The organism is Labrys sp. HAY1-8F, from assembly GCF_056754975.1.
The window spans coordinates 1,443,515-1,469,300 of record NZ_JBPGWZ010000002.1; the positions used below are offsets into that span (position 1 = coordinate 1,443,515).

Annotated in this window: 25 protein-coding genes and 1 pseudogene; 10 read left to right on the forward strand and 16 right to left on the reverse strand. The window is 62.6% G+C overall.

Features of this window, described 5'->3' with window-relative positions:
• Position 1: 1 nt before the first annotated feature.
• From ACR9ZN_RS15675 to ACR9ZN_RS15700, 6 genes are all read right to left on the reverse strand, one after another.
• Positions 2-1,987 carry a heme lyase CcmF/NrfE family subunit gene (locus ACR9ZN_RS15675; protein ID WP_481272629.1) on the reverse strand — a complete coding sequence of 662 codons (1,986 nt, stop codon included), beginning with the start codon at positions 1,985-1,987 and terminating at the stop codon, positions 2-4.
• Positions 1,984-2,439, reverse strand: a complete 456-nt coding sequence (ccmE, locus tag ACR9ZN_RS15680) for a cytochrome c maturation protein CcmE (RefSeq protein WP_454814909.1) — start codon at positions 2,437-2,439, stop codon at positions 1,984-1,986. The genes ACR9ZN_RS15675 and ccmE overlap by 4 nt, the downstream gene beginning before the upstream one ends.
• Positions 2,436-3,578 (reverse strand): c-type cytochrome biogenesis protein CcmI, encoded by a 1,143-nt coding sequence (ccmI, locus tag ACR9ZN_RS15685; RefSeq protein ID WP_454814911.1) that lies wholly within the window; start codon positions 3,576-3,578, stop codon positions 2,436-2,438. The genes ccmE and ccmI overlap by 4 nt, the downstream gene beginning before the upstream one ends.
• 247 nt (positions 3,579-3,825) lie before the next feature.
• Positions 3,826-4,224 (reverse strand): hypothetical protein, encoded by a 399-nt coding sequence (locus ACR9ZN_RS15690; RefSeq protein WP_434957322.1) that lies wholly within the window; start codon positions 4,222-4,224, stop codon positions 3,826-3,828.
• A 245-nt stretch (positions 4,225-4,469) separates the two neighbouring features.
• Positions 4,470-5,894, reverse strand: coding sequence for a sensor histidine kinase (locus ACR9ZN_RS15695; RefSeq protein ID WP_481272630.1), 1,425 nt, complete (start codon positions 5,892-5,894; stop codon positions 4,470-4,472).
• Positions 5,891-6,565: a response regulator transcription factor gene (locus ACR9ZN_RS15700; protein WP_068296769.1), complete on the reverse strand. Its 675-nt coding sequence runs from the start codon at positions 6,563-6,565 to the stop codon at positions 5,891-5,893. The genes ACR9ZN_RS15695 and ACR9ZN_RS15700 overlap by 4 nt, the downstream gene beginning before the upstream one ends.
• A gap of 502 nt (positions 6,566-7,067) precedes the next feature.
• Here ACR9ZN_RS15700 and ACR9ZN_RS15705 point away from each other — a divergent pair.
• The gene (locus ACR9ZN_RS15705) at positions 7,068-7,922 is read left to right on the forward strand and encodes a S1 family peptidase (RefSeq protein WP_481272631.1); all 855 of its coding nucleotides are present in this window, start codon (positions 7,068-7,070) and stop codon (positions 7,920-7,922) included.
• 115 nt (positions 7,923-8,037) lie between these two features.
• A complete protein-coding gene (locus ACR9ZN_RS15710; RefSeq protein ID WP_434957325.1) occupies positions 8,038-8,826 on the forward strand; it encodes a S1 family peptidase in 789 nt (262 codons plus the stop codon).
• 77 nt (positions 8,827-8,903) lie between these two features.
• Here the strand turns inward: ACR9ZN_RS15710 and ACR9ZN_RS15715 are convergent, their stop codons facing one another.
• From ACR9ZN_RS15715 to ACR9ZN_RS15730, 4 genes are all read right to left on the reverse strand, one after another.
• On the reverse strand, positions 8,904-9,620 hold the full coding sequence (locus tag ACR9ZN_RS15715) for an MgtC/SapB family protein (RefSeq protein WP_481272632.1): 717 nt from the start codon (positions 9,618-9,620) through the stop codon (positions 8,904-8,906).
• Positions 9,621-9,930: 310 nt separating this feature from the next.
• A complete protein-coding gene (locus ACR9ZN_RS15720; RefSeq protein ID WP_434957327.1) occupies positions 9,931-10,089 on the reverse strand; it encodes a hypothetical protein in 159 nt (52 codons plus the stop codon).
• A gap of 481 nt (positions 10,090-10,570) precedes the next feature.
• Complete coding sequence (locus ACR9ZN_RS15725; RefSeq protein ID WP_441772042.1) at positions 10,571-11,062, reverse strand: YcgN family cysteine cluster protein; 492 nt, start codon at positions 11,060-11,062, stop codon at positions 10,571-10,573.
• Positions 11,063-11,120: 58 nt separating this feature from the next.
• Entirely contained in the window at positions 11,121-11,576 is a 456-nt protein-coding gene (locus ACR9ZN_RS15730; protein WP_434957329.1) for a VOC family protein, read from the reverse strand.
• A gap of 229 nt (positions 11,577-11,805) precedes the next feature.
• On the opposite strand from ACR9ZN_RS15730, the gene ACR9ZN_RS15735 reads away from it, so the two are divergent.
• The 3 genes from ACR9ZN_RS15735 to ACR9ZN_RS15745 are packed head-to-tail and all read left to right on the forward strand — an operon-like array spanning position 11,806 to position 15,127.
• On the forward strand, positions 11,806-13,995 hold the full coding sequence (locus ACR9ZN_RS15735; protein ID WP_481272633.1) for a transglycosylase domain-containing protein: 2,190 nt from the start codon (positions 11,806-11,808) through the stop codon (positions 13,993-13,995).
• A complete protein-coding gene (locus ACR9ZN_RS15740; RefSeq protein WP_481272634.1) occupies positions 13,992-14,603 on the forward strand; it encodes a DUF1214 domain-containing protein in 612 nt (203 codons plus the stop codon). The genes ACR9ZN_RS15735 and ACR9ZN_RS15740 overlap by 4 nt, the downstream gene beginning before the upstream one ends.
• Complete coding sequence (locus ACR9ZN_RS15745; protein ID WP_454814927.1) at positions 14,600-15,127, forward strand: DUF1254 domain-containing protein; 528 nt, start codon at positions 14,600-14,602, stop codon at positions 15,125-15,127. The genes ACR9ZN_RS15740 and ACR9ZN_RS15745 overlap by 4 nt, the downstream gene beginning before the upstream one ends.
• Positions 15,128-15,142: 15 nt before the next feature.
• Here the strand turns inward: ACR9ZN_RS15745 and ACR9ZN_RS15750 are convergent.
• The 5 genes and pseudogenes from ACR9ZN_RS15750 to ACR9ZN_RS15770 form a co-directional block, all read right to left on the reverse strand.
• A pseudogene (locus ACR9ZN_RS15750) lies at positions 15,143-15,874 on the reverse strand (ADP-ribosylglycohydrolase family protein); the annotation flags it as partial.
• Positions 15,875-16,044: 170 nt separating this feature from the next.
• On the reverse strand, positions 16,045-16,236 hold the full coding sequence (locus ACR9ZN_RS15755; protein WP_149254351.1) for a hypothetical protein: 192 nt from the start codon (positions 16,234-16,236) through the stop codon (positions 16,045-16,047).
• Between the two features lie 338 nt (positions 16,237-16,574).
• Positions 16,575-16,925 (reverse strand): DUF1491 family protein, encoded by a 351-nt coding sequence (locus tag ACR9ZN_RS15760; protein WP_434957337.1) that lies wholly within the window; start codon positions 16,923-16,925, stop codon positions 16,575-16,577.
• Positions 16,922-17,719, reverse strand: a complete 798-nt coding sequence (locus ACR9ZN_RS15765; protein ID WP_481272635.1) for a peptidoglycan-binding domain-containing protein — start codon at positions 17,717-17,719, stop codon at positions 16,922-16,924. Before ACR9ZN_RS15765 ends, ACR9ZN_RS15760 begins: the two co-directional genes overlap by 4 nt.
• On the reverse strand, positions 17,712-19,460 hold the full coding sequence (locus ACR9ZN_RS15770) for a PAS domain-containing sensor histidine kinase (RefSeq protein WP_481272636.1): 1,749 nt from the start codon (positions 19,458-19,460) through the stop codon (positions 17,712-17,714). Before ACR9ZN_RS15770 ends, ACR9ZN_RS15765 begins: the two co-directional genes overlap by 8 nt.
• A gap of 353 nt (positions 19,461-19,813) precedes the next feature.
• Between ACR9ZN_RS15770 and ACR9ZN_RS15775 the strand changes: the two genes are divergently transcribed.
• Both ACR9ZN_RS15775 and ACR9ZN_RS15780 read left to right on the forward strand, forming a co-directional pair.
• Positions 19,814-20,116 carry a hypothetical protein gene (locus ACR9ZN_RS15775; protein WP_481272637.1) on the forward strand — a complete coding sequence of 101 codons (303 nt, stop codon included), beginning with the start codon at positions 19,814-19,816 and terminating at the stop codon, positions 20,114-20,116.
• A 41-nt stretch (positions 20,117-20,157) separates the two neighbouring features.
• Positions 20,158-20,577, forward strand: coding sequence for a SufE family protein (locus ACR9ZN_RS15780; RefSeq protein ID WP_434957341.1), 420 nt, complete (start codon positions 20,158-20,160; stop codon positions 20,575-20,577).
• A 146-nt stretch (positions 20,578-20,723) separates the two neighbouring features.
• Here the strand turns inward: ACR9ZN_RS15780 and ACR9ZN_RS15785 are convergent, their stop codons facing one another.
• Positions 20,724-21,143, reverse strand: a complete 420-nt coding sequence (locus ACR9ZN_RS15785) for a Ros/MucR family transcriptional regulator (protein ID WP_068288823.1) — start codon at positions 21,141-21,143, stop codon at positions 20,724-20,726.
• Between the two features lie 655 nt (positions 21,144-21,798).
• Here ACR9ZN_RS15785 and msrB point away from each other — a divergent pair.
• From msrB to ACR9ZN_RS15800, 3 genes are all read left to right on the forward strand, one after another.
• Positions 21,799-22,206 (forward strand): peptide-methionine (R)-S-oxide reductase MsrB, encoded by a 408-nt coding sequence (gene msrB / locus ACR9ZN_RS15790; protein ID WP_434957342.1) that lies wholly within the window; start codon positions 21,799-21,801, stop codon positions 22,204-22,206.
• 1 nt (position 22,207) lies between these two features.
• The gene (locus tag ACR9ZN_RS15795) at positions 22,208-24,343 is read left to right on the forward strand and encodes a S9 family peptidase (protein WP_454814934.1); all 2,136 of its coding nucleotides are present in this window, start codon (positions 22,208-22,210) and stop codon (positions 24,341-24,343) included.
• A gap of 314 nt (positions 24,344-24,657) precedes the next feature.
• Positions 24,658-25,257: a superoxide dismutase gene (locus tag ACR9ZN_RS15800; RefSeq protein ID WP_434957344.1), complete on the forward strand. Its 600-nt coding sequence runs from the start codon at positions 24,658-24,660 to the stop codon at positions 25,255-25,257.
• Positions 25,258-25,786 lie beyond the last annotated feature (529 nt).

The window sequence follows — 25,786 nt, forward strand, 5'->3', positions numbered from 1 at the left end:
TCTACTCGGCCGGCTGCATGGTCTGGGCGACACGACGCGCCGGCTTGGGAGCGCCGACGCGCAGGCGGCGGTCGGATAGCGACAGCAGGCCGCCAAACGCCATGATCAGGCAGCCCAGCCAGATCAGGGTGATCAGCGGTTTGTCATAGAGCCGCGCCGCAATGGCTCCGTCCGGCATGGTATCCCCGAGTCCGATATAGATCTGGTCGAAACCATGGGTACTGATGCCCGTTTCCGTCACCGGCATCTGGCGTGCCGGGTAGAAGCGCTTGGAAGAGGCGATCTGGCCAACCTCGACGCCATCGCGACGGATCACGAATCTCGCCTCGGTGGCTGTGTAGTTCGAGCCGCGCTTGGGCACCGAGCCGACATAGGTGGCCTGGAAGCGGCCGAAACTGGCGGTATCGCCCGGCTTCATCGCCACGATGGTCTCCGACTGCCAGGCCGAGGCGGCGACGATGCCCATCAGCGTGACGCCGACGCCGAAATGGGCAAAGGCCGTGCCGAAGGCCGAGCGTGGCAGGCCGCCCCCCCGGCGCAGGCTCGATCCCAATGGTTCACGGAACAGCTTGATACGCCCGGCGATCTCGACCACCGCCCCTGCCATGATGAAGAAGGCGAGGCCTGCGCCGAGCGGTGCCAGCACCGGCCCGCCCTGCTTGAGCCACAGCGTCACCAACGCAGCCAGGATGGCGAGCCCGATCGCGGCGCCCAGGCGCTGCATGGCGCCCGCCAGATCACCGCGCTTCCAGGCAAGAAGCGGTCCGAACGGCATCACCATCAGCACCGCCAGCATCAGCGGCCCGAAGGTCAGGTCGAAAAAGGGCGGGCCGACCGACACCTTGCCGCCGGTCAGGGCTTCCAGCGCCAGGGGATAGAGCGTGCCGATGAACACGGCAAAGCAGCTTACCGTCAGCAGGAGATTGTTGAGGATCAGCGCGCCCTCGCGGGAGATCGGCGCGAAGATGCCACCCTGCTTCAGGGCAGACGCACGCCAGGCGAACAGGCTGAGGCCGCCGCCGATGAACAGCACCAGGATCGCCAGCATGAACACGCCGCGCTTGGGATCGGTGGCAAAGGCGTGCACGGAGGTGAGCACGCCCGAGCGCACCAGGAAGGTACCGAGCAATGAGAGAGAGAAGGTGAGGATGGCGAGCAGGATCGTCCACACCTTCAGGGCGTTGCGCTTTTCCATCACCAGCGCGGAGTGAAGAAGCGCGGTGCCGGCCAGCCAGGGCATCAGCGAGGCATTCTCGACCGGATCCCAGAACCACCAGCCGCCCCAGCCGAGCTCGTAATAGGCCCAGTAGGACCCCATGGCGATGCCCAGCGTCAGGAAGATCCAGGCCAGCAGGATCCAGGGCCGCACCCAGCGCGCCCAGGCGGCATCGATGCGCCCTTCGATCAGCGCGGCAGCCGCGAAGGCAAAGGCGATGGAGAAGCCGACATAGCCCAGGTAAAGCAGGGGCGGATGGATGGCGAGACCGACATCCTGCAGGATCGGATTGAGATCCTGTCCCTGCATCGGCGCCGGCGTGAGGCGGGTGAAGGGATTGGAGGTGAGCAGGATGAACAGCAGGAAGGCGGCACTGATCCAGGCCTGCACCGCCAGCACGGTCGCCTTCATGGTCGGCGGCAGGTTACGGCCGAAAGCCGCCACCAGTCCGCCGAAAAAGGCCAGGATGAGGACCCAGAGCAGCATCGAGCCCTCATGGTTTCCCCACACGCCGGAGATCTTGTAGATGAGCGGCTTGGCCGAATGGGAGTTCTCGAACACGTTGGTGAGCGAGAAGTCCGAGCTGACATAGGCATAGGTCAGCACGCCAAACGCCATGGCGATGAAGAGAAGCTGGAACAGGGCCGAGCTGGTGCCGATGCGCATCAGGCCGAGATCGCCGGTGCGGGCGCCCCATAGCGGCAGTACCGATTGAATCGCGGCAAGCGTGAGCGCGAGAACGAGTGCGTAATGGCCGGCTTCGACGATCATGGCTTCTTCCCGTAGGCGCCGCCCTCTTCCCAATGGCCTTGCGCCTTCAGCGCATCCGCCACTTCCTTGGGCATGTATTTCTCGTCATGCTTGGCCAGCAGCGTATCGGCCTGGAAGACGCCGGCACTGTCGACCACGCCCTCCGCCACCACGCCCTGGCCCTCGCGGAACAGGTCGGGCACGATACCCGAATAGATGACTTTGATCGACTTGTTGGTATCGGTCACCATGAAGGCGATCTCAGACGCGCTACCGCGCTGCAGGGAGCCCTGCTCCACCAGGCCGCCCAACCGCCAGCGCTGACCCGGCGTGGTCTGCTTGCCGACGATGTCGCTCGGACCGGCGAAGTAGGACATGGTGCCGCCCAGGCTGAACAACACCAGGGCCACCGCAGCCGCGAGGACCACCCCGGCCGCTCCGATCATCGCCAGACGTCTGCCCTTACGCGTCATAGACCCAATGCCTTCGAAAGCTCGTCCATCTGCCTGACGGCATCGGGCGTGCTGGCTAGGGCCTTGCGGGCATCGGCAAGTGCATTGCGGGCATTGTCCGCCTGCCCGAGCACGCTATAGGCCTTGATCAGCTTCATCCATTCCTCCGGGCTGCCCCCTTGGGATTTTAACCGCTCAGCCAGCCCGGAGACCATGCCCTGGATCATTTTGCCGCGCTCCTCGGGCGTCATCGTCTGCGCGGCGGCGACATCGTCCTTCGAGGGACCCGGACCAGCTGCATCGGGAGCGGTGCCATCGGGAGCGGATTTGGGCTGCCCGCCGACCCTGGTGATTTCCTGCCGCAGGAAGTCGGCAGCATCGGGATTGCCGGCAATCAGGGCCTGCCAGGCTTCGATTGCACCCTTCTTGTCGCCATCCTGCTCCTTGGCGAGGCCGAGGAAATAGGCCGCGCGGAATTCCGTGGGATTGAGCTTGAGGGCTCGCTGGAAAGCCGCCTTGGCATCGGCCGTCACCATGCGGTCGGCAGCGGCGACGACGGCGACACCGAAATTGGTCTCGCGCTCGGCCGTCGAGCCCAGCAGCCGCAACGCGTTGGCATAGGCCTGCTTGGCATCCTCGAAGCGTCCCTGGCGCAGATAGATCTGTGCCATCAATTCCCAGCCGCGACCATCCTCCGGATTCTCCGCCAACTTGGCTTCCACCCGCGCCACAAGTTCATCGAGCGAAGCGTTCTCGATATTGCTGTCCAGGCGGGCCGCAAGGGGCTGATCGGGGTTCGACGGCGAGCCGAGATAGGCATAGAGCCCGAGGCTGAGCAGCGGCACGGCGACAAGGACGATGCTCGCGGCAAGCCTGCGCCGCCCGATAGCCGCCTGTGCGGCGGGCTGCCGACCTTTCTCGAGCTTCTCTCCCTCGTCGGCCTCGATCAGCCGGCGCGAGACCTCGATGCGGGCGGCCTGTGCTTCGCTCTTGGCGATCAGCCCGCGCTCGAGATCGCGATCGATCTCGGCCAATTGGTCCTTGTAGATGGCTATGTCGGATGCCTGCGGCGTCAGAGCGCTACCGCGCCGCGCCAGCGGCCACAGCAACGCCAGAGCTGCGAGGCCGGTCATGGCGGCCAGGGCTATCCATAGGAGCATGCGAAATCTCTTGCGCTGGCCATAAGGCCTAATTTGGGCGCGTCACACGCGCAAACACGCAGTATCACGCAATGCAACTTGGTGGCGTGCGCGGCTACACGCCCCTTCACCCGACTATCGCCGGAGCAAAGCGCGTCCATGGCTGAACACCTGTCTGCTCCAACTCCTTGTCTTCAAGCCAATCCAACGGATTGGCTTGAAGAGCATGTTCGCGGCTCTCAGCGCTTCCGTCCAATCGCAAAACGCCTTAGCTGTTGACCCAGCCGCCATCCGGCTGCCGGCACGCCGTCGAACGGGCGACGCTCGGCACGCCTTCCTTATAGATGGTCTGGGAATATTGCCGGCACTGGGCTGCGCCCTGGTTCTGCAGAGGCCCGGCGACCGCGCTGCCATGCGTGGAGGCGTTGCTATCGCTCTTCCAGTCGACGCTGACCTTCGCCTTGCCATCCAGGGCCGTGCGGCGAGCCTGTTCGGCCCGGGCGCGGTCGGCAGGATCGAGACTGTCGAGGATCGGCGAATTGCTGGTGGCGGGCGTGGGTGGCGCAGCGGCGACATTTGGCTGGGTGGTCGAACCGGTAAGCCCACATCCTGCCAGCGGCAGCGCCACCAGAGCCAGGCCAAACAGCTTGACGATCGATTTTGTCATAGGACCCCTAACCCAGAGCAAAGGGCGTTCATGACTGAACACTCATCTGCTCCAACTCCCTTTTTCGACGCGTCTTGCGATTCGAGCTGATCCCATCAAATCGCAAAACGCCCTGAGCGGATACTGTCGGCAGCCTTACACGCAAAAACGCCCCGCGCCAACCGTCTCACGGTGTCGCAAGACCCTGCTGTTCCGAACGTTACGAGAAAGTGAACCGCTTCGGTGCTCGTGCGGGCCGCGGGGGGCTAGACTGTCTCCCCCTCGCCGCTCCGCGAGGAAGGCCGGGCGCCGGGTGGCGGCGCCGATCCCTGAAGGGCGGGAATATCGAGAATGGCCCGTAGACCGCCGATCGGTGCTTCATCGAGATTGAAGCGGCCGCCATAGAGCGAGACGAGATCCTGCACGATGGCAAGACCGAGGCCGGTACCCGGCTTGGTTTCGTCAAGCCGCTTGCCGCGCTGGCCGACCTCGGCGCGTTTCTCGGGAGACAGGCCCGGCCCGTCGTCGTCGATGACGATGCGGGCGAACAGGACGCCATCCAGGTGAAAGGCCTCTGCCTGGATCATGACCTCGCTGATCGCCCATTTGCAGGCATTGTCGATGAGATTGCCTGTCATCTCCTCGATGTCCTGCTTTTCGCCGCGGAAACGCAACGCTGGATCGACCTGCACCTTGATCTTCAGGCGCTTGACGGCATGGATTTTCTCCATGGCCCGGACCAGCCCCTCGATCACCGGCACGATCTCGGTCACCGTTCCGACCACGCTGACGGCTGCGGCGATACGCGCGCGCTGGAGATGATGATCGATCTGCTTGCGCATCACGCTGACCTGCCGGCCGACCTGTTCGGCCAGCGCGCCCGCCGGCGCCGCGCCCGCCTCATTGGCGATCACCGACAACGGCGTCTTCAAGGCATGGGCGAGATTGCCGACATGGGTACGCGCCCGTTCGACCACCTCGCGGTTGGCATCGACCAGGGCATCCAGCTCACGCGCGAGCGGCACGATCTCGTCGGGCAGGTCGGGTGGCAGCTTGGCCGCCTCGCCGGTACGCATGCGGGCCAGCGCACCGCTGATGCGCGAAAGCGGCCTGAGGCCGAAGCGCACCTGTAGCAAAATGGCGGCGAGCAGTCCGACCCCAAGTGCTGTGAAGGTCAGCAGCAGCGAATATTGAAAGTCGGAAATGGCACTGTCGATCTCGTCGGCAGGGCCCGCCAGGGTCACCCGGTAGCGGCCATCCTCGCCGAGATCGATGAGGCGCTCGACGGCGCGCAGCCGGCGATCGTCCGGGCCCTTGATGTAGCCCTCGCGGACACCGCTGGGCTCTTCGGGCGTATTCGGATCGTCCAGGCTGGGCAGAGTTGCCTCGAACAGCGATTTGGAGCCGTTGGAAGCCGGCTTGTCGAGGCGGTTGATCTGCCAGTACCAGCCCGACAGCGGCAATTCGAAACGCGGCTCGCCCATGGCGCCGGGCGCCGTGCGGTCACCCACATCAGCGCCGGCGATGTCAGCCACCAGCGTCTTGAGATAGACATGCAGGCGTTCGTCGAAGGAACGCTCGGTCGCATGCTGGTAGACGGACGAGAGCACCACGCCCGCCACCACCAGCACCACCACCACCCAGGCCGCGGCGGCGACGAAGAGGCGGAAGGCCAGCGAACGCGTGGTCATACGCGCATGGCGTCCGGTGGTGTGAGTATATAGCCCATGCCCCGCACGGTCTGGATCACATCCACACCCAATTTCTTGCGCAGGCGACCGACGAACACTTCGATCGTATTGGAATCGCGGTCGAAATCCTGGTCGTAGAGATGTTCGACCAATTCGGTGCGCGAGACGACGCGCCCGGTATAGTGCATCAGATAGGCCAGCAGGCGATATTCGTGCGAGGTGAGCTTGATCGGATTGCCGTCGACCACGACACGGCCGGCGCGGGCATCGAGGCGGACGGGACCGCAGACCAGTTCGTTGGTGGCGTGGCCGGTGGTACGGCGGATGAGCGCCCGAAGACGGGCCAGGACCTCCTCCATGTGGAAGGGCTTGGCGACGTAATCATCCGCACCTGAATCGAAGCCCATCACCTTGTCGGACCAGCGATCCCGAGCGGTCAGGATCAGGACGGGCATCACCTTGCCGGCGCGGCGCCAGCGATCGAGCACGGTGATGCCATCGAGCTTGGGCAGCCCGACATCGAGCACCACGGCATCATAAGGTTCGGTATCGCCGAGGAAATGGCCTTCCTCGCCATCGAAGGCCCGGTCAACGGCGTAGCCTGCCTCCTCAAGCGCCTTGACGAGTTGGCGGTTGAGATCCTGATCGTCCTCGACCACGAGAAGCCGCATCGGTATTCCTTTACTTCACACCCACGACTTCGCCGGTCTTGGCGTTGATCGTCGCTCTTATAACCCGCCCATCGGTCCCCAGAAATGTGACGACATAGCGGTAATTGCCAGGGTCTCCACATAAATTGCCGTCTATCATTTCCCCCTTTACAGCACGTCGAGCCGCCCCCAACGCCGAAAGAAGAGGCACGATCGTACCAGACTTCACGAGCGGGCGTGCCTCGCTGAGGCTGACGCAAGCGGCCATTGCCGGCTGCATCGCGCCAAACCACCCAAGTCCCAGAGCCAAGACCATCACCAAGGAAGATATCCGCCCCATCCTCATCCTTCTGCTATAGCGCTCTGCGATATGGTCGCCTCATGCGGAGAAATACAAAAACGCGCCGAAACAAGGAGTTAGAACAAAGCAGCATTTCCGCTTGGCTCGCCTTGCTCTAGATTCTGCCGTGATTCCCCTCGATTCGAGCCATCATCATCATTCTGCAGGGCCTCTGAACACGGCATGAACGTAATGCTCAATTCCGCCTTCCGCCAGCAGGACCGCCCTGTCAATCCACCGGGCTCAGGCTGGTTCACGCGCGGGTCGGGTCGGTCACGCGTACTGATACCGAAGTCGATCCTGACCCTGCGCTCGCTCGCCGCGAGCCTTTTGGTCTTGGCCATGGCTCTCGCATCAGCGCCACCGGCCTACGCCATCGTCGGCGGTACGCCAGCGGCGGCCGACATGGCCCGTCACGTCGTGATGATCGTCTCCGATCGCGGCAGTTTCTGCTCGGCCAGCGTCATCGCACCCGATCTCCTGTTGACGGCAGGCCATTGCGTGCGCAAGGGCGCCAATTACCGCTTGCTGACCTATCAGGCCGGCAAGCCGGTGCTCTCGCCGCTCGGCAATGTGGCTGTTCACCCTCAGTTCGATGCCAAGGCCTATGACAAGCGGCATTTCACCATCGATCTCGCTCTGGTGAAGCTTGACGCGCCCCTGGCCGGCTACGCCCCGCTTCCGCTTGCCGCCGAAGCGGGCATTGCGGGTGCGGTGTATCGCGTCGCCGGTTTCGGCCTGACCGCCCAGAATGCCGGCAAGAGCGGCGGCGTCCTGCGCGAGATCGCGCTGGAGGGAGCCCCGCCCATCTCCAGGGTGCAGTTGCGCCTGCGTGAGGGCGGCGGGCTCGGTGGCGCCTGCCAGGGCGATTCGGGCGGTCCGGTGCTGCGCGAGGGCAAGCTTGTCGGCGTACTCGCTTCCGCCGTGGGCGCCAATAGCGGCCGGGGCTGCGGCGGCATGACGGGTGTAGCCCTGCTCGGCACCGCCCTGCCCTGGATACGAAGCAGTGCGGCGCGGATGGGCGCCTCCCTGCCGTGACCACGCGTTTGAGATCCTGCAGCTTCTTTGCGATCGAGCTTGAGGCTCGATTGGCAGGAAGCCGCTTGGGCGCGCAACAATTTGGTTTTGGTTGGAAATGCTCTACAGCTTAGCCATGATGAAAACCCGCCTCGCCGTCGCTGTCATGTCCCTTGTGGCCTTCACCATGCCAGCCCTGGCGATCAAAGGCGGTCGCGACGTCACCGATCCCACGGGCGTCCGCAGCCATGTCGTGCAAATCACGGGGCCGAGCGGCACCAAATGCAGCGGCACGGTGATCTCCCGCAAGCTGGTGCTGACGGCCGCTCATTGTTTTCTGAGCGGGCATGGCGACTATCGCATCCGTGCCCTCGACACCCAGTTCCGCTTCCGCTTCGCCGAGGCGACACAGGTGGCGATCCATCCTCAATTCGACGTCACGGCGCTCGGCACCTCGGCGGCCATCAACGACATCGCCCTGATCCGGGTCGACCATGAATTTCCCGATTGGCTGGTACCCGTGCCGCTGGCCTCGCGCATCGCCGATGATGGCAGCTTCGTCGACGTGCAGGTCGCCGGCTTCGGCATGAGCCGCGATCGCGTGGTCAGCAGCGCCGGCAAGCTGCGCGAACGGCGCTTCGACATGCTGGACCAGATCGACAGCAAATCCCATCAGCTCTTCCTAATCGATCACAAGGCGACCCGCCGCACCGTCAACAACAACGGCATCTGCCGGGGCGATTCGGGCGGGCCGGTGTTCCAGCGCCAGGGCACAAACTACGTGCTGGTCGGCGTGATCTCGGCCGTGATGGGCGGCAAGGGGCGCGATTGCGGCACCATCACCGCCGTTACCGCCGTTTCGGCCTATCGCTCCTTCATCGAGACCATGGCCGACAGGGCTGGCTCACCCGTGCGCTTCCAATAGTCGCGATGGCCATTGCGCGTGTTTGCCGGATAGCGATCTCAGATCCCGCCACCGTTCCTGCGCCTCCCGGCTGACCTTCATTCCTGCGTGCTGCTTTCCCAGGTCGCATGGGAAACCCCATGTTCGCGATCGAGATGGGCAACGACACCGTCGAGCTCCTTGGGATCGACCGCCGTGCTGACGAGGGTAGCGACCACCTCGGCCATGTCGTCACCCCGATCGAACAGCTCGACATCGCCGACGGGATATTGCGCGGCCTCCAGATGCTCCACCAAGAGTTCGCGGATGGCGGGAACCGAAGCCCGGCTGGTGGTCACCCGCACTTCATAGATTGCTTCGGAACGCTGCGCATTGATCGGGATGCGATTGATGGCATTGACCAGCGGGCGCAACAACGTATTGCCGGCAATGACGAAGAGCGTCAGCAGCGCGCCCTCCGCCACCATGTCCGCCCCCGTGCAGGCTCCGACCGCAGCCGAGCACCACAGCGTCGCCGCCGTGTTCAGGCCGCGGACATTCATGCCCTCCTTCATGATCACGCCCGCGCCCAGGAAACCAATGCCGGACACGACATAGGAGATGACTTTGACGGCTTCCTGCGGGCCAGCGATGCGCATGGCGAGATCGACGAAAGCGGCTGCTCCCAATGCCACGAGCACATTGGTCCGCAAACCTGCCGTGCGCTGGCGATATTGGCGCTCCGCCCCGATGAGCGTGCCGAAAACGAAGGCGCTGAGCAGACTCACCACCGTGTCGAGAAACGGATAGAGGGTAAAGGTTTCGACGAATTTCAAGACACGGACCTTCGGCTGATCGGGCAATAAGCTCGGAGGACGTGACCGGCACGCCCCGGCGCTGCATTGAGATGCCTCTCTCGGCGGTCAGCTGCAGCCATTCCGGACGCATAGGCTCAATACATGCGGAGAGCGATATGCCCTACCAGCATGTCACATTTAATACATATGATATGACCGCGAGACCGGCTCTGGGGATCACCGAAACAGCAGCCCGATAGCGAACGGGCGATCACCAGGCAAACGCTTCCTTCCCTGGGTCCGCAATTCCAGGACCTAGGCTTGGAAGACGAAGTGACATGGGCTGCGCCTAGAAAAACGAGGCGAGGAACAACGCGGAAGCGGCGATCACGACGAAGGACAGGGTCGAAATCGCAAAACTCAGATGCCGTCCAGCCGCCGTAGGAGTCACCCGGCCGAAGCCCGACAGCCGCTCAGGACGATCCAGAACCAGTTGTGCGCGTGTCATCAATCTTCCCCCGAATCTGATGTTCATCACGCGCTATTTCGAACACCGCGCGCGCATTCGTTCCGTGCGAAAACGCACAAACTCCGCTTCCCGGCAAAACATGTTTACCAAAGAGTAAACTTAGTATTCGTGCGATCTCAAACCGGCATGGATAGGGCAACATGCAAGATCATGCCCGCCAAGATCATAAGAACGGCAGCAGAGCCGATGTCGACAAGCGTTTCCATCCCGCAACTCCTGTTGAATGACGCCAAGATAATCGTGCTGTGTTGCTGGAATGCTGCGCGAGTGGGGCAATTCCCAGGATCTCCGCGCACTCATGTTTGCCTACGCCGGGCCGGCAGAGTCCCTCGTCCGTGAGATCCCACGCATGTCGGCTCGCTTGAACGGGGTCCGCCACCTTCGCGGGAAGATAGGGCTGCAGGAGCTCCATCCCGACGAGTCTGGCTCTATGGCGTCGAAACGGCTTGCAGGACCGGCTTCAGCGCCTACGGGCGGCCTTGGGTACGCGCGCTGGCCAGCGCACTACATGCTCTTCCCACTCGCCCTCGCCCACCTGCTTGTCGTCGGCCTTGACCTTGCCGCGAACCGAGACCTTGGCCTGGTGCACGGTGTCGGGGTCGCCCGAAACCAGCGGATGCCACCAATAGAGATCCTCGCCATCGGCAACCAGCCGATAGGCACAGGTCGGCGGCAGCCAATCGATGGTGCGCACCAGTTCGGGCGTCAGCGTGACACAATCGGGAACATGGCGCTTGCGATGCTCGTAATCCGAACATTGGCAGCTATGGCATTCGAGCATGAAACAGGCGACATCGGTGAAATAGGTGTCGCCGGTTTCCTCTTCCTCCAGCTTGACCAGGCAGCAGCGGCCGCAGCCATCGCAAAGGCTCTCCCACTCCTCTGGCGAGAGCGCCTCCAGCGGCTTGGTTTTCCAGAAAGGCTTCGAAGGCTGTTCCATCGCCGTTGCCATAGCCTAACAGCCGGCCCGAGTCACCCTTCGAGGATAGCTGCTGGAGGCGCAAGGCGCTTCAGCAGGCCATCTTGCGCATGCCCTCCTCGATTTCCGCGGCGGTGAGATCGCGCTGATGGGTAGCGATCGACCAATGATGCCCGAAGGGATCCTTGATCACGCCGTAGCGGTCGCCCCAGAACATGTCCTGCACCGGCATCGCCACCTCGGCCCCCGCTTCGACCGCGCGGGCGACGAAGGCATCGACATCGGCGACGAAGAGATGGAGGGTCACCGGCGAGCCGTTGAGGGTCTTGGGCGAGAGCATGCCATAATTCTTGTTCTCATCGACCAGCATGACGGAGCAGCCGCAGACCTTGATCGAGGCATGCATCAGCTTACCGTCTGGTCCGGGCAGGCGGATCATCTCTTCGGCACCGAAGGCTTTCTTGTAGAACTCGATGGCATCGGCGGCGCCGTCACAGATGAGATGCGGTGACAGGACGTTCATGCCGTGCGGGGCGATCTCAGTCATGGTCTTCCCTCCTCATGGGCCAGGTTTTGATGGGCCAGGTTTTGCGGACTTGCCCCAAGGACGATGCAGCGCGGATGGTTCCGACAGCGATGAGAAATTAATTCTGCAGGCCATGTTGTTTGCCATGCCAGCGGAAAATCGTGGCGGTGAAATTGCAGGCCTTTCAGGATCGGCGACCGGGGGTTAGACTGGCTGTCCCGACGTCTTTCGCGTACCGGTTGGTTCCATCGTGCCTGAACGCAAGCCAGAGCCGTCCTTTCGAAAGCGCCTGAGCCGCGCCGCCCTTCGTCTGGACTCGTGGCTCGACAACGCCGTCTACGCGTCGTGGCAGAAAGTGCGGGCCGGGATCGAGCGCGGCTCCGACATCTCGAACAGATTTCAGGTTTCGGGCTGGCGCCGGCTGCTGGTGGAAGTCGGCTGCGAGGGGCTGACCCTCGGCACTGCCGGCCTGATTTTTGGCCTGATGCTGATGCAGCCGGCAATCCGCCAGATCGGCGACGACTGGCTGCGCCGCGCCGACATCGCCGTCACTTTCGAGGATCGCTACGGCACCATCGTCGGCCAGCGTGGCATCCGCAGCAATGACAGCGTGGCACTGGCCGATATGCCTGATTATGTCATCAAGGCCGTGCTCGCCACCGAGGATCGGCGCTTCTACGATCATTTCGGCATCGATGTCATCGGCACCATGCGCGCACTCACCGTCAACAGCCAGGCAAGCGGCGTGGTGCAGGGCGGTTCCTCGATCACCCAGCAGCTCGCCAAAAATCTCTTCCTGTCCAACCAGCGCACGCTGGAGCGCAAGATCCGCGAGGCCTATCTGGCGCTCTGGCTCGAGGGGCATCTGAGCAAAGACGAGATTCTCAAGCTCTATCTCGACCGCGCCTATATGGGCGGCGGCGCTTTCGGCATCGAGGCGGCCGCGCAATATTATTTCGGCAAGTCGGTGCGCGACGTCTCCCTTGCGGAAGCCGCCATGCTAGCAGGCCTGTTCAAGGCGCCGACCAAATACGCGCCGACCAACAATCTGGCGGCTGCCCGCGGGCGCGCCAATCAGGTGCTCTCCAATCTCGTGGATGCCGGCTTCATGACCGAGGGCCAGGTTTCCGGCGCCCGCCGCAATCCGGCGACGCCGGTCGACCGGGCGCGCGAGAAGGCCCCCGACTATTATCTCGATTGGGCCTATGGCGAAATCGCCGATCTCGCCGATGACGGCGCTTTGGGCAGCGAATCCGTCTTCGTCGTGCGCACCGCGCTGGATCCCGCCATTCAGGCCGCCGCGGAAAACGCCCTGGAATTGAACCTGCGCCAATATGGCAAGGACTATAACGTGCACCAGGGCGCCATCGTGATCATGGAGCCCGACGGGGCCGTGCGCGCGATGGTGGGCGGGCGCGATTACAGCCAGAGCCAGTTCAACCGCGCCACGGACGCGTTGCGCCAGCCCGGTTCCTCCTTCAAGCCTTTCGTCTATGCCACCGCCCTGATGAACGGCTTCACGCCCAAATCCATCGTGGTGGATTCGCCTGTCTGCATACGGAACTGGTGTCCCCAGAATTTCGGCCACAAATTTTCCGGCCCGATCACGCTGACGCAGGCCATCACCCGCTCGATCAACGTCATCCCGGTCAAGATCTCCCTGGCCCTCAGCAAGAGCGCCGCCGATGGCCGGCGCATGATCATCGAGACGGCGCGAACCATGGGCATCGAGACGGAGCTCAAGGAGTCCTGGGCCTTGCCCATCGGGGTCGAGGCCGTCAACCTTCTGGAGATGACCGGCGCCTACGGCGTTTTCTCCTCCGGCGGGCACAAGGCGCCTCCCCATGCCGCGCTGGAGATCCGCAATGCCAAGGGCGACCTTCTCCATAAGTTCGATCCCACCCGCGAGGACCCGGTGGTGATCGATCCCAAAGTGATCGCCGACATGAACGGCATGCTCAACAGCGTGGTCGAAAACGGCACGGCCAAGCGGGCTCAGTTGCCTGGCATCAAGGTGGCCGGCAAAACCGGCACCACCAATTCCTACCGCGACGCCTGGTTCATGGGCTTTACCGGCAATTTCATTGGTGGAGTCTGGTTCGGCAATGACAATTTCCAACCCATGGATGAGATGACCGGTGGCTCGCTCCCCGCAATGACCTGGCAGCAGGTGATGGCCGTGGCCCATCAAGGCGTGGATATCAGGCAAATACCCGGCGTTGCCCCGTTCCCGCCGGGGCAGCAACCCAGCAAGGCGGAGCAGCCAGCGCCCGATGCCACCGGCGCAACTCAGGAGGCCCCCGCCGCGCCACCGGTTCTCACCCGCAACGCCACACAGATCTTGCGCGATGTCGCCGTCCTGATCGAGCAGGCCGACCGCGTCCCTGCCAAACAGGCGGCCCAGATGCGCCGCCCAGCGCCGGTGTCGGCGATCGAATGAAGGGCTTTGGCACGATCATAGGGCTGGTCTACGCCCTTGCCCTCGGTGGCGTCTTGGGCCTTGGCCTCACCTGGTGGGCAACCGGGTCCGATTTCCAGCTCGGCGCCATGCGTCTCGGTCCCTGGACCGCATGGCCCCTGACCGACCCACTCGGAGCAGATCGCTACAACCGGGCCCGCATCGCTCGCAGCGGGGACCTGCCGCTCGGCCCCGGCGAAGGCCTTGCCTTCACCGCGCGGGAAGATTCGGAGGGGCGGGCGCTTGACGGGGCCTGCCGCTATCGCCTTGCGGCCATGCTGCCCCAAGCGCGCTGGTGGACCATTACTCTCTATGACCGATCCGACAATCTCGCGCGCAATCCCAGCAACCGGGCTGGTTTCACCAGCGCTGCTGTCCTGCGCGGCGAAGAAGGCAAGGTCACCGTCGCCGTGGCGCCCGATAGCCAGCCCGGCAACTGGTTGCCCAGTTCTCCCGGTCCGATGAGCCTGGTCCTTCGTCTTTACGACAGTCCCGTCTCGACGGGCCTCGCCACCGAATTCGGCGCGGGGAGAGCCGTTGCCGTTCCAGCGATCGAGCGGCTCGACTGCGCCACTGGAGACAAAACGTGATCCGCTGGCTGTTATGGACGCTTGCGGGGCTGCTCATCGGCGTCGTGGTGCATCTGACCACGATCGTCGCTTTGCCTCGCCTCAGCGGACAGACCGGCTTCCAACGCGCAGGCGCGATCGCCCCGCTCGGACGTTTCGTCGTACTGCCTCCCGACAAGACCCCGTTGCCATTGCCGGATCCGGCTATCGTGACGGCCTTCTGCCGCTATGACCTGGCCGATGGCCCAGTTCATGTGCATGTGCCGCTGAATGCCGGCTTCCTCTCGGTGTCGTTCTATACGCCGGCAGGCCTCAATTTCTACACGCTGACCGACCGGGCGGGCGCAAACGGCGCCCTCGACATGACCTTGTTCACGCTGGCTCAGCTTGCCGAGATCAGGGCCAAGCAAGGCCCTGACCTACCGGTCGCCTTGCGTCTTCAGGCGCCCCAACCGACGGGTCTGATCGTGGTGCGCGCGCTCGTCCCCGAACCGACGCAGCAGGCCGATGTGGAACGGGCACTGGAGCCGGCAAGCTGTCGCTGACCTTCCAGCATTCTGTCAGTCGAGCGCGAGGGAACGGGCAGTCACGATAATGCTGTCGCCCCACAAGACCTTGTGCTGCCAGGCAGGCGGGATGTTGCTGCGTCCCCGAAGAGCACCGGCCAGTTGGCCCGTCACGGCGCCGATCGTATCGGTATCGCCTTCCAGATTGACCGCATGCACGACGGCCTCTCTGAAGCAGGTCGACTGACTGACGGCCCACAAGGCAGCCTCGAGCGTGTGCATGACATAGCCAGTGGAGGAAATCTCATCGCGTCCCACCAGCCGCCAATCCGTGCCGGCGCAACGCCGCAGCCGCTCGGGAAGCCCATCCGGCAAGCGCCTCGGCCGCAGCATGATTGCCGGCTCGGCACCGTGCAGGGCCTCGAAGAGCAGATCCGCGAAATAGACACAGGCATCGACCACCTCCTTGGCACCGTGGGTCAGGCGAGACTGGTCGGCTGCATCCCGCAAGGCTCGCTGCCGATCCCCGCGAGCCGCGATGATCACGGGAACAAGCCTCATCAAGGAACCATTGCCGGCGGTATCGGGGGCAGTCGGGCCAGCGAATGGGTTGCCGTTGGCCTCATATCTAGCCAGTGCGGACCTGGTCACGCCGCCAATATCGAAGCATTCGCCGGTCGCGCTCAGATGGCCGTATCGCCACCAATCGACGAAACGGTTCATGCAGTCCCGCGGATCGAGTTGTTTATGCTGCTGAAGACTTGCCGCCAGACACAATGCCATGGAGGTGTCGTCGGTTCAGGCCCCTGCCGGAAGGGCGAACGGTCCACCGCCGACGATGTCGGTCAGGGGAGTTTGGCTGTCACGGGTTGAAAATTCCAGTGTGGTGCCCAGCGCATCGGCGATGGCGAGCCCGAGGAAAGTCCCCTCGGCTCGGTCGAGATGGTCGCTCGAACTTACGCCTTACGATGGCGCTTTCCGCCACCGGTGCCCCGACGAGGCTGGGGCGACTGACGATCGTCTTCCACGTGGCGCTCGATGCGCACACCGGTGAAGAACAGGATTTCGGCACTATGCTCGCGTGCCTCGTGCTCGCTCGGTGGGCGCGGGGCTTGGGGGTGTTTGGGAAATGGCAGGACGATGCTCATGGCGGGACCTATCAGCAGATTGCACCAGAAATCGAGACTCCGTTCGCTTTGCGGCATTAGCAGATAAGGAAAGTTAACAGTCTGTGTACGTACGCACTAAACACCGCCCGCCGTCACTGCGGCGTGACTCCGATGTGCGATTTTGCACATCGGCACGTGATATTAAGGCCAAATGGCCCATTTCGGGCAAAACGCGCCCAACAAAATAGGCGTAGGCCTTTTGGGCATGATGTCCGGCAAGGCATCGCCGGCAGTTCGGCCGGACTATGCACCCAAAGCCGTCGGTTGCGGAATCACGTTTTGATACATTGCAGAATGGTAATCCGGGCGGGCCTGCCTCAGCTTTCCTCGGCAAGGTCGAGAAAATGCCGGCCCTGGCGATCTTCCGCTTCGATCACCCAGAGATCCGGATCGAAGCGGAACTCGCGCTGCAATCGGGTCTCGACATCCAGCGGCGTCGCACCTGCTTGGGTGAGACGGACGAAGCGGCGCACGCCGTCGTCCTCGGTGATGAGCGATTGCGGTGCCGGCCCGTAAAGCACTGCGGTGCCGTCGAGATGGTCGATCTTGACGAAGATCGCTCCGGCCTCCTCCGAACCGCGCTGACGCAGCGCGGCGAAGGCGCCTTCCACCATGGCGCGGCGAAGATAGGCGGCGACGAACAGGCTGGATTTGAGGCGCGCGCTCATTCTACCTTGGTACCGGAACGGGCCAATTCCTGCAGCAGCCGTGCCGAGATCTGGCCGGTCACGGGGAGTCCGCGATCCTTCTCGAAACGAGAAATGGCATTGCGCGTATCAGTGGCCATGAAACCGTCGACCTTCAAAGGACCGTAACCCTGCTTGGCCAGGGCCTTTTCCACACCCAGCACGCGCTTGTCGGGCTGGGGGCCAGGGGTTGCCGCAGGCTCGCCATTGATGAGCGCGGCGATCTGATCCACTGGCGGAGCCGGCGGGGCTTCGGGGGCCCCGGGCTCCGTGGTCAACAAGGGGCTGGAACTGGCGATGATCCTGGTGAGCAGGGCAGGACTGGACTGGCCGTCGACCGGCATGCCGTTATGCTGCTGGAAGGAGCGGATCGCCGCAGTGGTCTTGGGGCCGAGAACGCCATCGGCCAAGCCGTCATAGAGTCCTCGTTCCGCCAGCGCGAGCTGGACGTCGCGCAGCACGGCGACAGCATCCTGGGCCGCGGCATCGGCGGAACTGCGCTCGCCTGCATCGGGTGCCTGGGGCGGCACCGGCACGGAGGGCGCCGACGCGGCTGAGCCACGCTGGGCGATGAAGGGAGACGTATGCGTGCCGTTCTGCAGAGCCAGCGCATTGACCAGGATCGCCAGGCCGAGGCCGCCCATGACGACCAAACCCGCAACCTCGGCCGGACGCTGCAGGATCACCCGCATGACTCCGACATAGCGCGAGGGGGTCTCTTCGACCTTATCCGACAGCAGAAAATCGCGATCGGAACGGGCTAACGCTTCACGCACGCTTCTTCCCCAATTCTTCTTCAACAAAATGATCTTGGGCCGCCGGACGTACCGGCAGCGTTTCAATGGTGGCGCCACTGGCGAAGGCGCGGCGGGAGGCCTCACTTTCACAATCGGAGGGCAGCGACACGGTCACGGTGGTGCCATGGCCGATCAGACTGTCGACCTCCATGCCCCCGCCATGCAACTGGGCGAGCCCCTTCACGACGGAGAGGCCGAGGCCCGTGCCTTCATAAGTACGTTCATAATCCTTGGATGGCTTGCCGGCGGTCGACTGGAAGAAAGCTTCGCCCAGCCGCGGCACATCCTCGCGCGCCACGCCCACTCCGTCATCGGCGACGAAGAGAGCCACGCCATATTTCTCCTGCCGCGCGCCGATGGTGACGTGGCCGCCACGCTTGGTGAACTTGAGCGCGTTGGACATCAGGTTGAGGTAGATCTGGCGGCAGGCGCGCTTGTCGGCAATGATCGGCGGCATGTCGGGCGCGATCGCCGTCTCCAGGGAGATGCCGAGTTCCTGCGCCTTCAGCAGCAGGATATTGCGGCAATTCTCGATGAGATCGCGGATCTGGAAGGATTCCGGCACCAGTTCGAAGCTGCCGCTCTCGATCTTCGACATGTCGAGAATGCCGTTGACCATCGACAGCAGATGATGGCCGCTGTCGTGGATCAGACCGGCATATTCATACCGCCGCTCCGCCGACAGCTTCATCATCTCCTCGTTCAGCATCAGCTCCGAAAAGCCGATGATGGCGTTGAGGGGCGTGCGCAACTCGTGGCTCATCGTGGCCAGGAAACGGCTCTTGGCGGCGTTGGCCTTCTCGGCCTCGATCTTGGCGTCGATGAGCTGGTGCTCATAGGCCTTGCGATCGGTGATGTCCTGCATGACGGCAACGGTCTGGCGATCGTCGTCCTCGCCCAGCGGCCGGCAGCGCATCTCCACCCACAGGAAGACCGGAGCGCCCTCCCCCTTGCGGCGCAGGCGGAATTCGACCGTCGAGCCCAGACCGTCCATCTCGGCGCTGGAGAGCGCCGACAGATAGGCGGGACGGTCGGCAATATGCACATAGTCGAACAGGCCCTGGCCGAGCAGTTCGGACGGTTCGGCGCCAAACAGGGCCTGGGATGCCGGCGAGGCATAGACGACCTGGCCGCGCTTGCCATGCCGGGTCACGAGGTCACTGATATTCTCGGCCAGCAAGGTATAGCGGGCCTCGCCGGACTTCACGAGCTGGCGGTCGTAACGCCGCAGCCGTAATTCCATCAGCACGATGCCACCGACGGCCGCAAGGGCGAGCACGACACCCGATCCGTCGAAGAAGCGGGCCGCAAGAGCCGGCGGCGCTGCGTTCGTGGTTCCCGCCAGCGCTATTGCCATGGCCGTCAGGCCGGCAAGCACCATGGCACGAATGACGATATTGCGCGCGCCCGTCAGCAGCGAAATGGCAGGCACAATGGCAAGAAGGGCGTAAGCGGTCGCGCTATGGCCTCCGCTGTGGCGGGCCACCACGCCGGCAAAGCCACACACGGCAAGCACGGTCAGCAGCGCCGCGACGTCGAGACGGCCGGTGACCGACAGACGCCAGACGATGGCCAGCAAGGCGGCAACCAGCACCATGACGCCACCGACGCCGAGGCTGGGGCCCCCCGAGAAAGCCAGGAAAGGTGGCACCAGTGTCAGGCCGAACAGCGCCGCTCCCAACAACATGGCAACGAAGGCACCATGCCGGGCTGCTGTCAAGGGATCGTGTTTCGCCGATCCGTGGACCAAACGGTCGACGGATGCCTTGGCGGATATGAACCAATCAAACTGACGCAACGCCCCGGCACGGCACTGTGGCCGCGCTCCCTACATGACCCATCGACCATGGCAGCGCGTCCTTTAAACGAACCCTAAGAGATCGGCCCTCCCAGGCCGTTCCTGTGCTTAGAAAGGCCTCCAGACGGGCCAAGTGCCAAACATGGTGAACAATTCCTCACCAAGGGCGGTCCGCACGTTAACCATCCCTTCACTTTGCCGCCGCCCGTGCGGTCCGTCACGCTCGTGTCGATGGTGCTCATGCTAGAATTAGCCATCGATCGGGAGCCCATGACGTGTTCTTCATTCTGCGCATGATGTTCTGGCTTGCCGTGGTGGCCCTGCTGCTGCCGGCGTCGCCGGCCCCGCACGACAGGCAAGCCTCGGTAAATCTGTCGACCAGTACCTTGGCCGACAAGGCCGTCAGCGCGGCATTGTCCTATTGCGCCACCAGTCCCCAGCAATGCGCCGCCGGCCTGGCCGGTGCCAGGCAGCTCGGTGGCTTGCTGGCCGGCCCGAGCGACGACGTCGCCACCGCCCCGGCCCCAGCGGCTCAGCGCTTTACCGCCCTGCCGCCACCGCGCCCGGCCATTCCCTGAGAAGGCTTTTTCTTCTCCAGCATCTCCCCTATATGAAGGAGATGAGCAGCCAAAATATCGACACCATCATCGAAAACTTCGGGCTCCTGGACGATTGGGAAGATCGCTATCGCTACCTGATCGAACTCGGCAAGACGCTCGAACCCCTGCCGGACGAGGCGCGGACCGCGGCCAACAAGGTTCAGGGTTGTGTCAGCCAAGTCTGGCTCGTCACCCATTGGAAGGATGGGCGCGCAACCTTTCAGTGCGACAGCGACGCCTTTATCGTGCGCGGCCTGTTGGCAATCCTGGTCGCCGTCTATGCCGGCCACACGGCCTCGGAGATCCTGGCCATCGACGCGCTCGAAATCTTCCGCGACCTGCAGCTTCAGGAACATCTCACGCCGCAGCGTTCCAACGGGCTGAAATCATTCGTCGAACGCATTCGCAGCGATGCCCGGCAGGTGCTGGTCACGACCTGACCGCTTCCGCATTGGACATCTTGCTAGAGCATCGTGCCAAAAAGTGGACGCCGGCTTTCGGGACGATGCTGTAGATACTTCAAACAACAAGAGCCGGATGCGTGGCATCCGGCTCTTGTTGTCGTTCCGGCATCGCCGTTGCGAAATTACCGTCCCTTGCGGCGACGCTGCTGACCCAGGCCCATCTGCTTGGCCAGGTTGGAGCGGGCCTGAGCATAGTTGGGGGCGACCATCGGATAGTCGGCCGGCAGAGCCCACTTCTCGCGGTATTCTTCCGGCGAGATATTGTACTGCGTGCGCAGATGACGCTTCAGGGACTTGAACTTCTTACCGTCCTCGAGGCAGATGATGTAGTCAGCCGTCACTGACTTCTTGATCGGAACAGCCGGCTTGGGAGCCTCGGCCGGCACTTCCTGCACGCCGCTGGTGATACGCTGAAGAGCACCATGGACCTCATTGATCAAGCCAGGCAGGTCCGATGCAGCAACCGAATTGTTGCTCACATAGGCCGAGACGATATCCGCCGCTAGCTCGATGAAGTTGGTGTTGTTGGATCCGTCGCTCATGGTAAATCGACTTTCTTTTTTTGGTCTGATTTAACTAAATGTTCACCACCGGCTACACTGCCGCGCCATTCATTAACAGCAGTGCAGGCCATACATCCGCTTCGCAACTTTGGAATCGCGAATTTCGAATTGCGCACTGATGTAAACTCTCAAATCTTATCAATCAAGATCTTTTGCAAGACAAGCATGAATTTTGCACTACGCCGCTTCTGATTACTGCCATGAAAACATGCAACCGCCTACGTAAGACGCGCCCCTATCACAAATGGGTACTGGAACACCCGATCGGACTATCTGATCTGCACTGACAACCGGATAGGTCGCCTCTGGCATCACCACAGACAGCAATTGTAAAAAGGCGCACATGACCAACGCATTACGCAGCATCGCCGCGACTGCCGCCAATCAGACGCCGATGAGAAAGCTCCGGAGTTAGACCGACTTCCCTTGCGACAATTGCCATCCCGGCAAACAGCAAACGCAAATTTGCAAGCTTGCCTCCGAATTCAACATGACACTGAATTGCGAACTGTCGTCCCACTCCCTATTTACGACGAACTGAATAGTCTTCAAACGCTCGGCTCGTCGAATCAGCCGCAAAGTATGTCTATCGTTTCGATAGCATCCCTTTGCGGCAAAATATTGGGAGACACTTGTGCCAAACAAGAAAGTTAACAAAACAGACACGGAATGGCGGACGCTTCTTTCTCCAGAACAATACCACATTACCCGCGAGCGCGGCACGGAGCGTGCTTTTACCGGGCCGTTCTGGAACTCCAAAGAAAAGGGCACCTATTCCTGCGTCTGCTGCGGCGAGGAATTGTTCCGATCCGATACCAAATTCGACTCAGGCTGCGGCTGGCCGAGTTACTTCGAACCCGTGCATGCGAATGCGGTAGTCGAGTTGGAGGACAGATCCTACGGCATGCGCCGCGTCGAGATCCGTTGCGCGGCTTGTGATGCCCATCTCGGCCATGTCTTCCCGGATGGTCCGCCTCCCACCGGCCTGCGCTACTGCATCAATGGCCATTCCATGAATTTCACGCCCGACCAGAAGGCATGAGATGACGATTTCTTCCCCTATTCTGCCGCCTATCGCCGAAAAACGGCCAAGCAAGCGCATCGTTCACGGTATTACATTACAGGACGACTATGCTTGGCTGCGGGCCGACAACTGGCAAGAAGTGCTGCGTGACGGCTCGACGCTGCCCGCCGACATCAAGGCGCATCTCGAGGAGGAAAATCGCTATGCCGACGCCCAGCTTGCGGGCGGCGAGCATTTGCGGAGCGTGCTGTTCGAAGAGCTCAAGGGGAGAATCAAGGCCGACGATTCCTCGGTACCCTCGCCGGACGGGCCGTTCGACTACTATTCGCGTTTTCGGCAGGGCGGACAGCATCGCCTGTTCTGCCGGCGTTCACGCGACGGCGGCGAGGAAACGATACTGCTGGACGGCGACGCTCTGGCAAAGGGCAAGAGCTTCTTCGCCTTTGGCGGCTTTGCCCCCTCGCCCGACCACCGACTGATTGCCTGGAGTTGCGATGAGAACGGTTCGGAGTTTCATACGATACGCCTGCTCGATACTTCGAAAGACGTAATGCTGGCGGACAATACTCCCGATACGGAGGGTGAGGCTGTCTGGCTCGCCGATGGATCTGGCTTCTACTATGTGCGGCTCGACGAAAACCATCGTGCCTCCAGCGTGTGGCTGCATCGTCTGGGAACCCCGACCGGCACCGACCGCCTGGTCTACGAAGAGGCCGATGCCGGCATGTTCGTCGGCCTGTCGCAGACCCAGTCGCGCCGCCTGGCGACCATCGACATCCACGACCATGAAACCTCGGAAGTTCGGATCATCCGCCTCGACGATGCCGACGGCACGGTGCATCTGATCGCCGCGCGCCAGGAAGGCGTCCAATATGAGATCGAGCATCGCCCCCTGCCCGGCGGGACGGACCAGCTGCTGATCCTGACCAATCTCGACGACGCCGAGGACTTTCGCATCATGACCGCGCCTCTGGCGAAGCCGGATCAGATGACTTCGGCGCAAGCGACTTCGGCCCAGACGTTCTGGCGCGACCTCATCCCGCATAAGCCGGGCCGCTATATTCTCGATATCGTGCTGCTGGCAGATTGGCTGGTTCGGCTCGAACGTGAGGACGGCCTGCCTCGCATCGTGATCCGGTCCTTGTCGAGTGGCGAGGAACACGCCATCGATTTTGCCGAGGAAGCCTATTCCCTGTCACTCGACGGCGGCATGGAATTTACGACCGACCAGATCCGCTTCGTCTATTCCTCGATGACCACGCCGGCCGAGACCTATGACTACGACATGCGCTCGCGCGAACGCATCCTGCGCAAACGGCAGGAGGTTCCGTCCGGGCACGATCCCCAGCTTTATGTCACGCGCCGGGTCTTCGCCCCGACGGCGGATGGCGAAAGCGTGCCGATCAGCCTGCTCTATCGCAAGGAAACGGCGCTGGATGGCTCGGCACCGCTCCTGCTCTACGGTTATGGCGCCTATGGCCTGTCCATGCCAGCCCAGTTTTCCACCAATGCCCTGTCGCTGGTCGACCGCGGCTTCGTCTATGCCATCGCCCATATCCGCGGCGGCACGGAGAAAGGCTGGCGCTGGTATCGCGAGGGCAAGCTCGCGAAGAAGGCGAACACCTTCCAGGATTTCGTCGCGGCCGGCAGTTATCTGGCCGAGCGCGGTTTTACGGCCCGCAAGAGAATCGTCGCTCATGGCGGTTCTGCCGGCGGCATGCTGATGGGGGCGATCGCCAATCTCGCCCCCGATCTGTTCGGCGCCATCGTGGCGGAAGTGCCCTTCGTCGATGTGCTTACCACCATGCTCGACGACAGCCTGCCCCTCACCCCGCCGGAATGGCCCGAATGGGGCAATCCGATCGAAGACGAGGCAGCTTTCCGCACAATTCTCTCCTACAGCCCGGTCGACAATGTGACCGCACGCCCCTATCCGCCGATTCTGGCGCTCGCCGGCCTGACCGATCCGCGCGTGACCTATTGGGAACCGGCCAAATGGGTGGCAAGGCTGCGAGAGAAGAACCCGCACGGCAATCCGGTGATCTTCAAGGTGAACATGGATTCAGGCCATGGCGGGGCTTCCGGGCGTTTCGAACGGCTGAAGGAAGTGGCTCTGGTCCAGGCCTTCGCCCTGCAGACGATGGGCGCGGCATGACTTGACGCCCGCCTGGCAGGCACAGTTTTGTCCGGCCGGGCGGGCTCGAACAGGCTTGCATAAAATCATGCCAATCATTCTACCAAATCTGTTCCCTTCCAGGACCATCCCGCTTAAGTTTGCCCGCCGACGGTGCATCGGCCTTTCCGTCCGCTCCGGCGGGCGGCGGGCTTGTGACCGCCACCCGTTCATTCGGCTCCCGCCCGGATGACTGCGAGGTCTTTGATCTCGTGGCAACCGTTGGGAACACAAGAGGGGCGGGCTGCGTTTTGTAGCCATGCCCGTCGCCATCATGCCACTTCATGAGGAACACCATGTCCTTCACGCTTCCCGAACTGACCTACTCCTATGATGCCCTCGCGCCCTATATGTCGCGCGAAACGCTGGAGTTCCATCACGACAAGCATCACCTTGCCTATGTGAACAATGGCAACAACCTGCTCAAGGGCACGGAGTGGGAAGGCAAGAGCCTCGAGGACATCGTCAAGGGGTCCTTCGGCAAGAATGCCGGCCTGTTCAACAATGCCGGCCAGCACTACAACCATCTGCACTTCTGGAAGTGGCTGAAGCCGAATGGCGGCGGTGCGATCCCGGGCAATCTCGAAAAGGCCATCGTCGACGGCCTCGGCTCGGTGGACAAGGCCAAGGAAGAGTTCATCCAGGCCGGCGTCACCCAGTTCGGCTCTGGCTGGGCCTGGCTCGCTGTCAAGGACGGCAAGGTCGTCATCGCCAAGACACCAAACGGCGAGAGCCCGCTGGTACATGGCGCCACCCCGATCCTCGGCGTCGACGTCTGGGAACATTCCTATTACATCGACTACCGCAACCGCCGCCCCGATTATCTCAAAGCCTTCGTCGACAGCCTGGTGAACTGGGAATATGTCGCCGAGCTCTATGAAGCAGCGGTGAAGTAAGCAGTTCCGGAGCGCCAATCGGATCGATTGACGCTCCGCCCCTGGAAGAGATCGTCCTGCGCTTCCCGGCAATCCATCGGGTCGCAAGGCGTCTTCCGGTAGATCTGTCGAGAATCCGAGGGCGGAGTTTTCTCCGCCCTTTCGTATTTTTGGAGATTTCGCTGCCAATCTTCCTCATCAGGCGATCAGCCCTGCCCTATTTTTGGCACAAAGTCTGAATGCCAAATCTAGGGAGTATCCAGTAATCATCTGATATCGTTTGGCTTTCCAAAAATTGGGTATCGGGACACCTGCCATCGCCACGCATGGCTCGCTTAGCAGCCATGCAAACTCAGCAATTGTTTATTGTGCGGCGCACACTAAACTAATCTTCATCAAACGGCGCGGAACTTGTTCCCCGTTTGATAGCCCTCCTTGGGCGTTTCCTCCCTAGACTTGGGCCGCAGCGCAAGCTGCGGCCTCTTTCTTTTCAGGGCCCTTTGCACTTTGACGCAATTGGCGAGAATCACAAGTCAGGCCGAAACAAGCG

Bases quoted from the DNA above. Each gene is read 5' to 3' on its own strand.
- ACR9ZN_RS15675 (WP_481272629.1), bottom strand. From the start codon at position 1,987: ATGATCGTCGAAGCCGGCCATTACGCACTCGTTCTCGCGCTCACGCTT.
- ACR9ZN_RS15720 (WP_434957327.1), bottom strand. From the start codon at position 10,089: ATGACACGCGCACAACTGGTTCTGGATCGTCCTGAGCGGCTGTCGGGC.
- ACR9ZN_RS15760 (WP_434957337.1), bottom strand. From the start codon at position 16,925: ATGAGCGCGCGCCTCAAATCCAGCCTGTTCGTCGCCGCCTATCTTCGC.
- ACR9ZN_RS15740 (WP_481272634.1), top strand. From the start codon at position 13,992: ATGAAGGGCTTTGGCACGATCATAGGGCTGGTCTACGCCCTTGCCCTC.
- ACR9ZN_RS15700 (WP_068296769.1), bottom strand. From the start codon at position 6,565: ATGCGGCTTCTCGTGGTCGAGGACGATCAGGATCTCAACCGCCAACTC.
- ACR9ZN_RS15705 (WP_481272631.1), top strand. From the start codon at position 7,068: ATGAACGTAATGCTCAATTCCGCCTTCCGCCAGCAGGACCGCCCTGTC.
- ACR9ZN_RS15695 (WP_481272630.1), bottom strand. From the start codon at position 5,894: ATGACCACGCGTTCGCTGGCCTTCCGCCTCTTCGTCGCCGCCGCGGCC.
- ACR9ZN_RS15710 (WP_434957325.1), top strand. From the start codon at position 8,038: ATGATGAAAACCCGCCTCGCCGTCGCTGTCATGTCCCTTGTGGCCTTC.
- ACR9ZN_RS15800 (WP_434957344.1), top strand. From the start codon at position 24,658: ATGTCCTTCACGCTTCCCGAACTGACCTACTCCTATGATGCCCTCGCG.
- ccmE (WP_454814909.1), bottom strand. From the start codon at position 2,439: ATGACGCGTAAGGGCAGACGTCTGGCGATGATCGGAGCGGCCGGGGTG.
- ccmI (WP_454814911.1), bottom strand. From the start codon at position 3,578: ATGCTCCTATGGATAGCCCTGGCCGCCATGACCGGCCTCGCAGCTCTG.
- ACR9ZN_RS15780 (WP_434957341.1), top strand. From the start codon at position 20,158: ATGAGCAGCCAAAATATCGACACCATCATCGAAAACTTCGGGCTCCTG.
- ACR9ZN_RS15690 (WP_434957322.1), bottom strand. From the start codon at position 4,224: ATGACAAAATCGATCGTCAAGCTGTTTGGCCTGGCTCTGGTGGCGCTG.
- ACR9ZN_RS15785 (WP_068288823.1), bottom strand. From the start codon at position 21,143: ATGAGCGACGGATCCAACAACACCAACTTCATCGAGCTAGCGGCGGAT.
- ACR9ZN_RS15730 (WP_434957329.1), bottom strand. From the start codon at position 11,576: ATGACTGAGATCGCCCCGCACGGCATGAACGTCCTGTCACCGCATCTC.
- ACR9ZN_RS15755 (WP_149254351.1), bottom strand. From the start codon at position 16,236: ATGAGCATCGTCCTGCCATTTCCCAAACACCCCCAAGCCCCGCGCCCA.
- ACR9ZN_RS15795 (WP_454814934.1), top strand. From the start codon at position 22,208: ATGACGATTTCTTCCCCTATTCTGCCGCCTATCGCCGAAAAACGGCCA.
- ACR9ZN_RS15725 (WP_441772042.1), bottom strand. From the start codon at position 11,062: ATGGCAACGGCGATGGAACAGCCTTCGAAGCCTTTCTGGAAAACCAAG.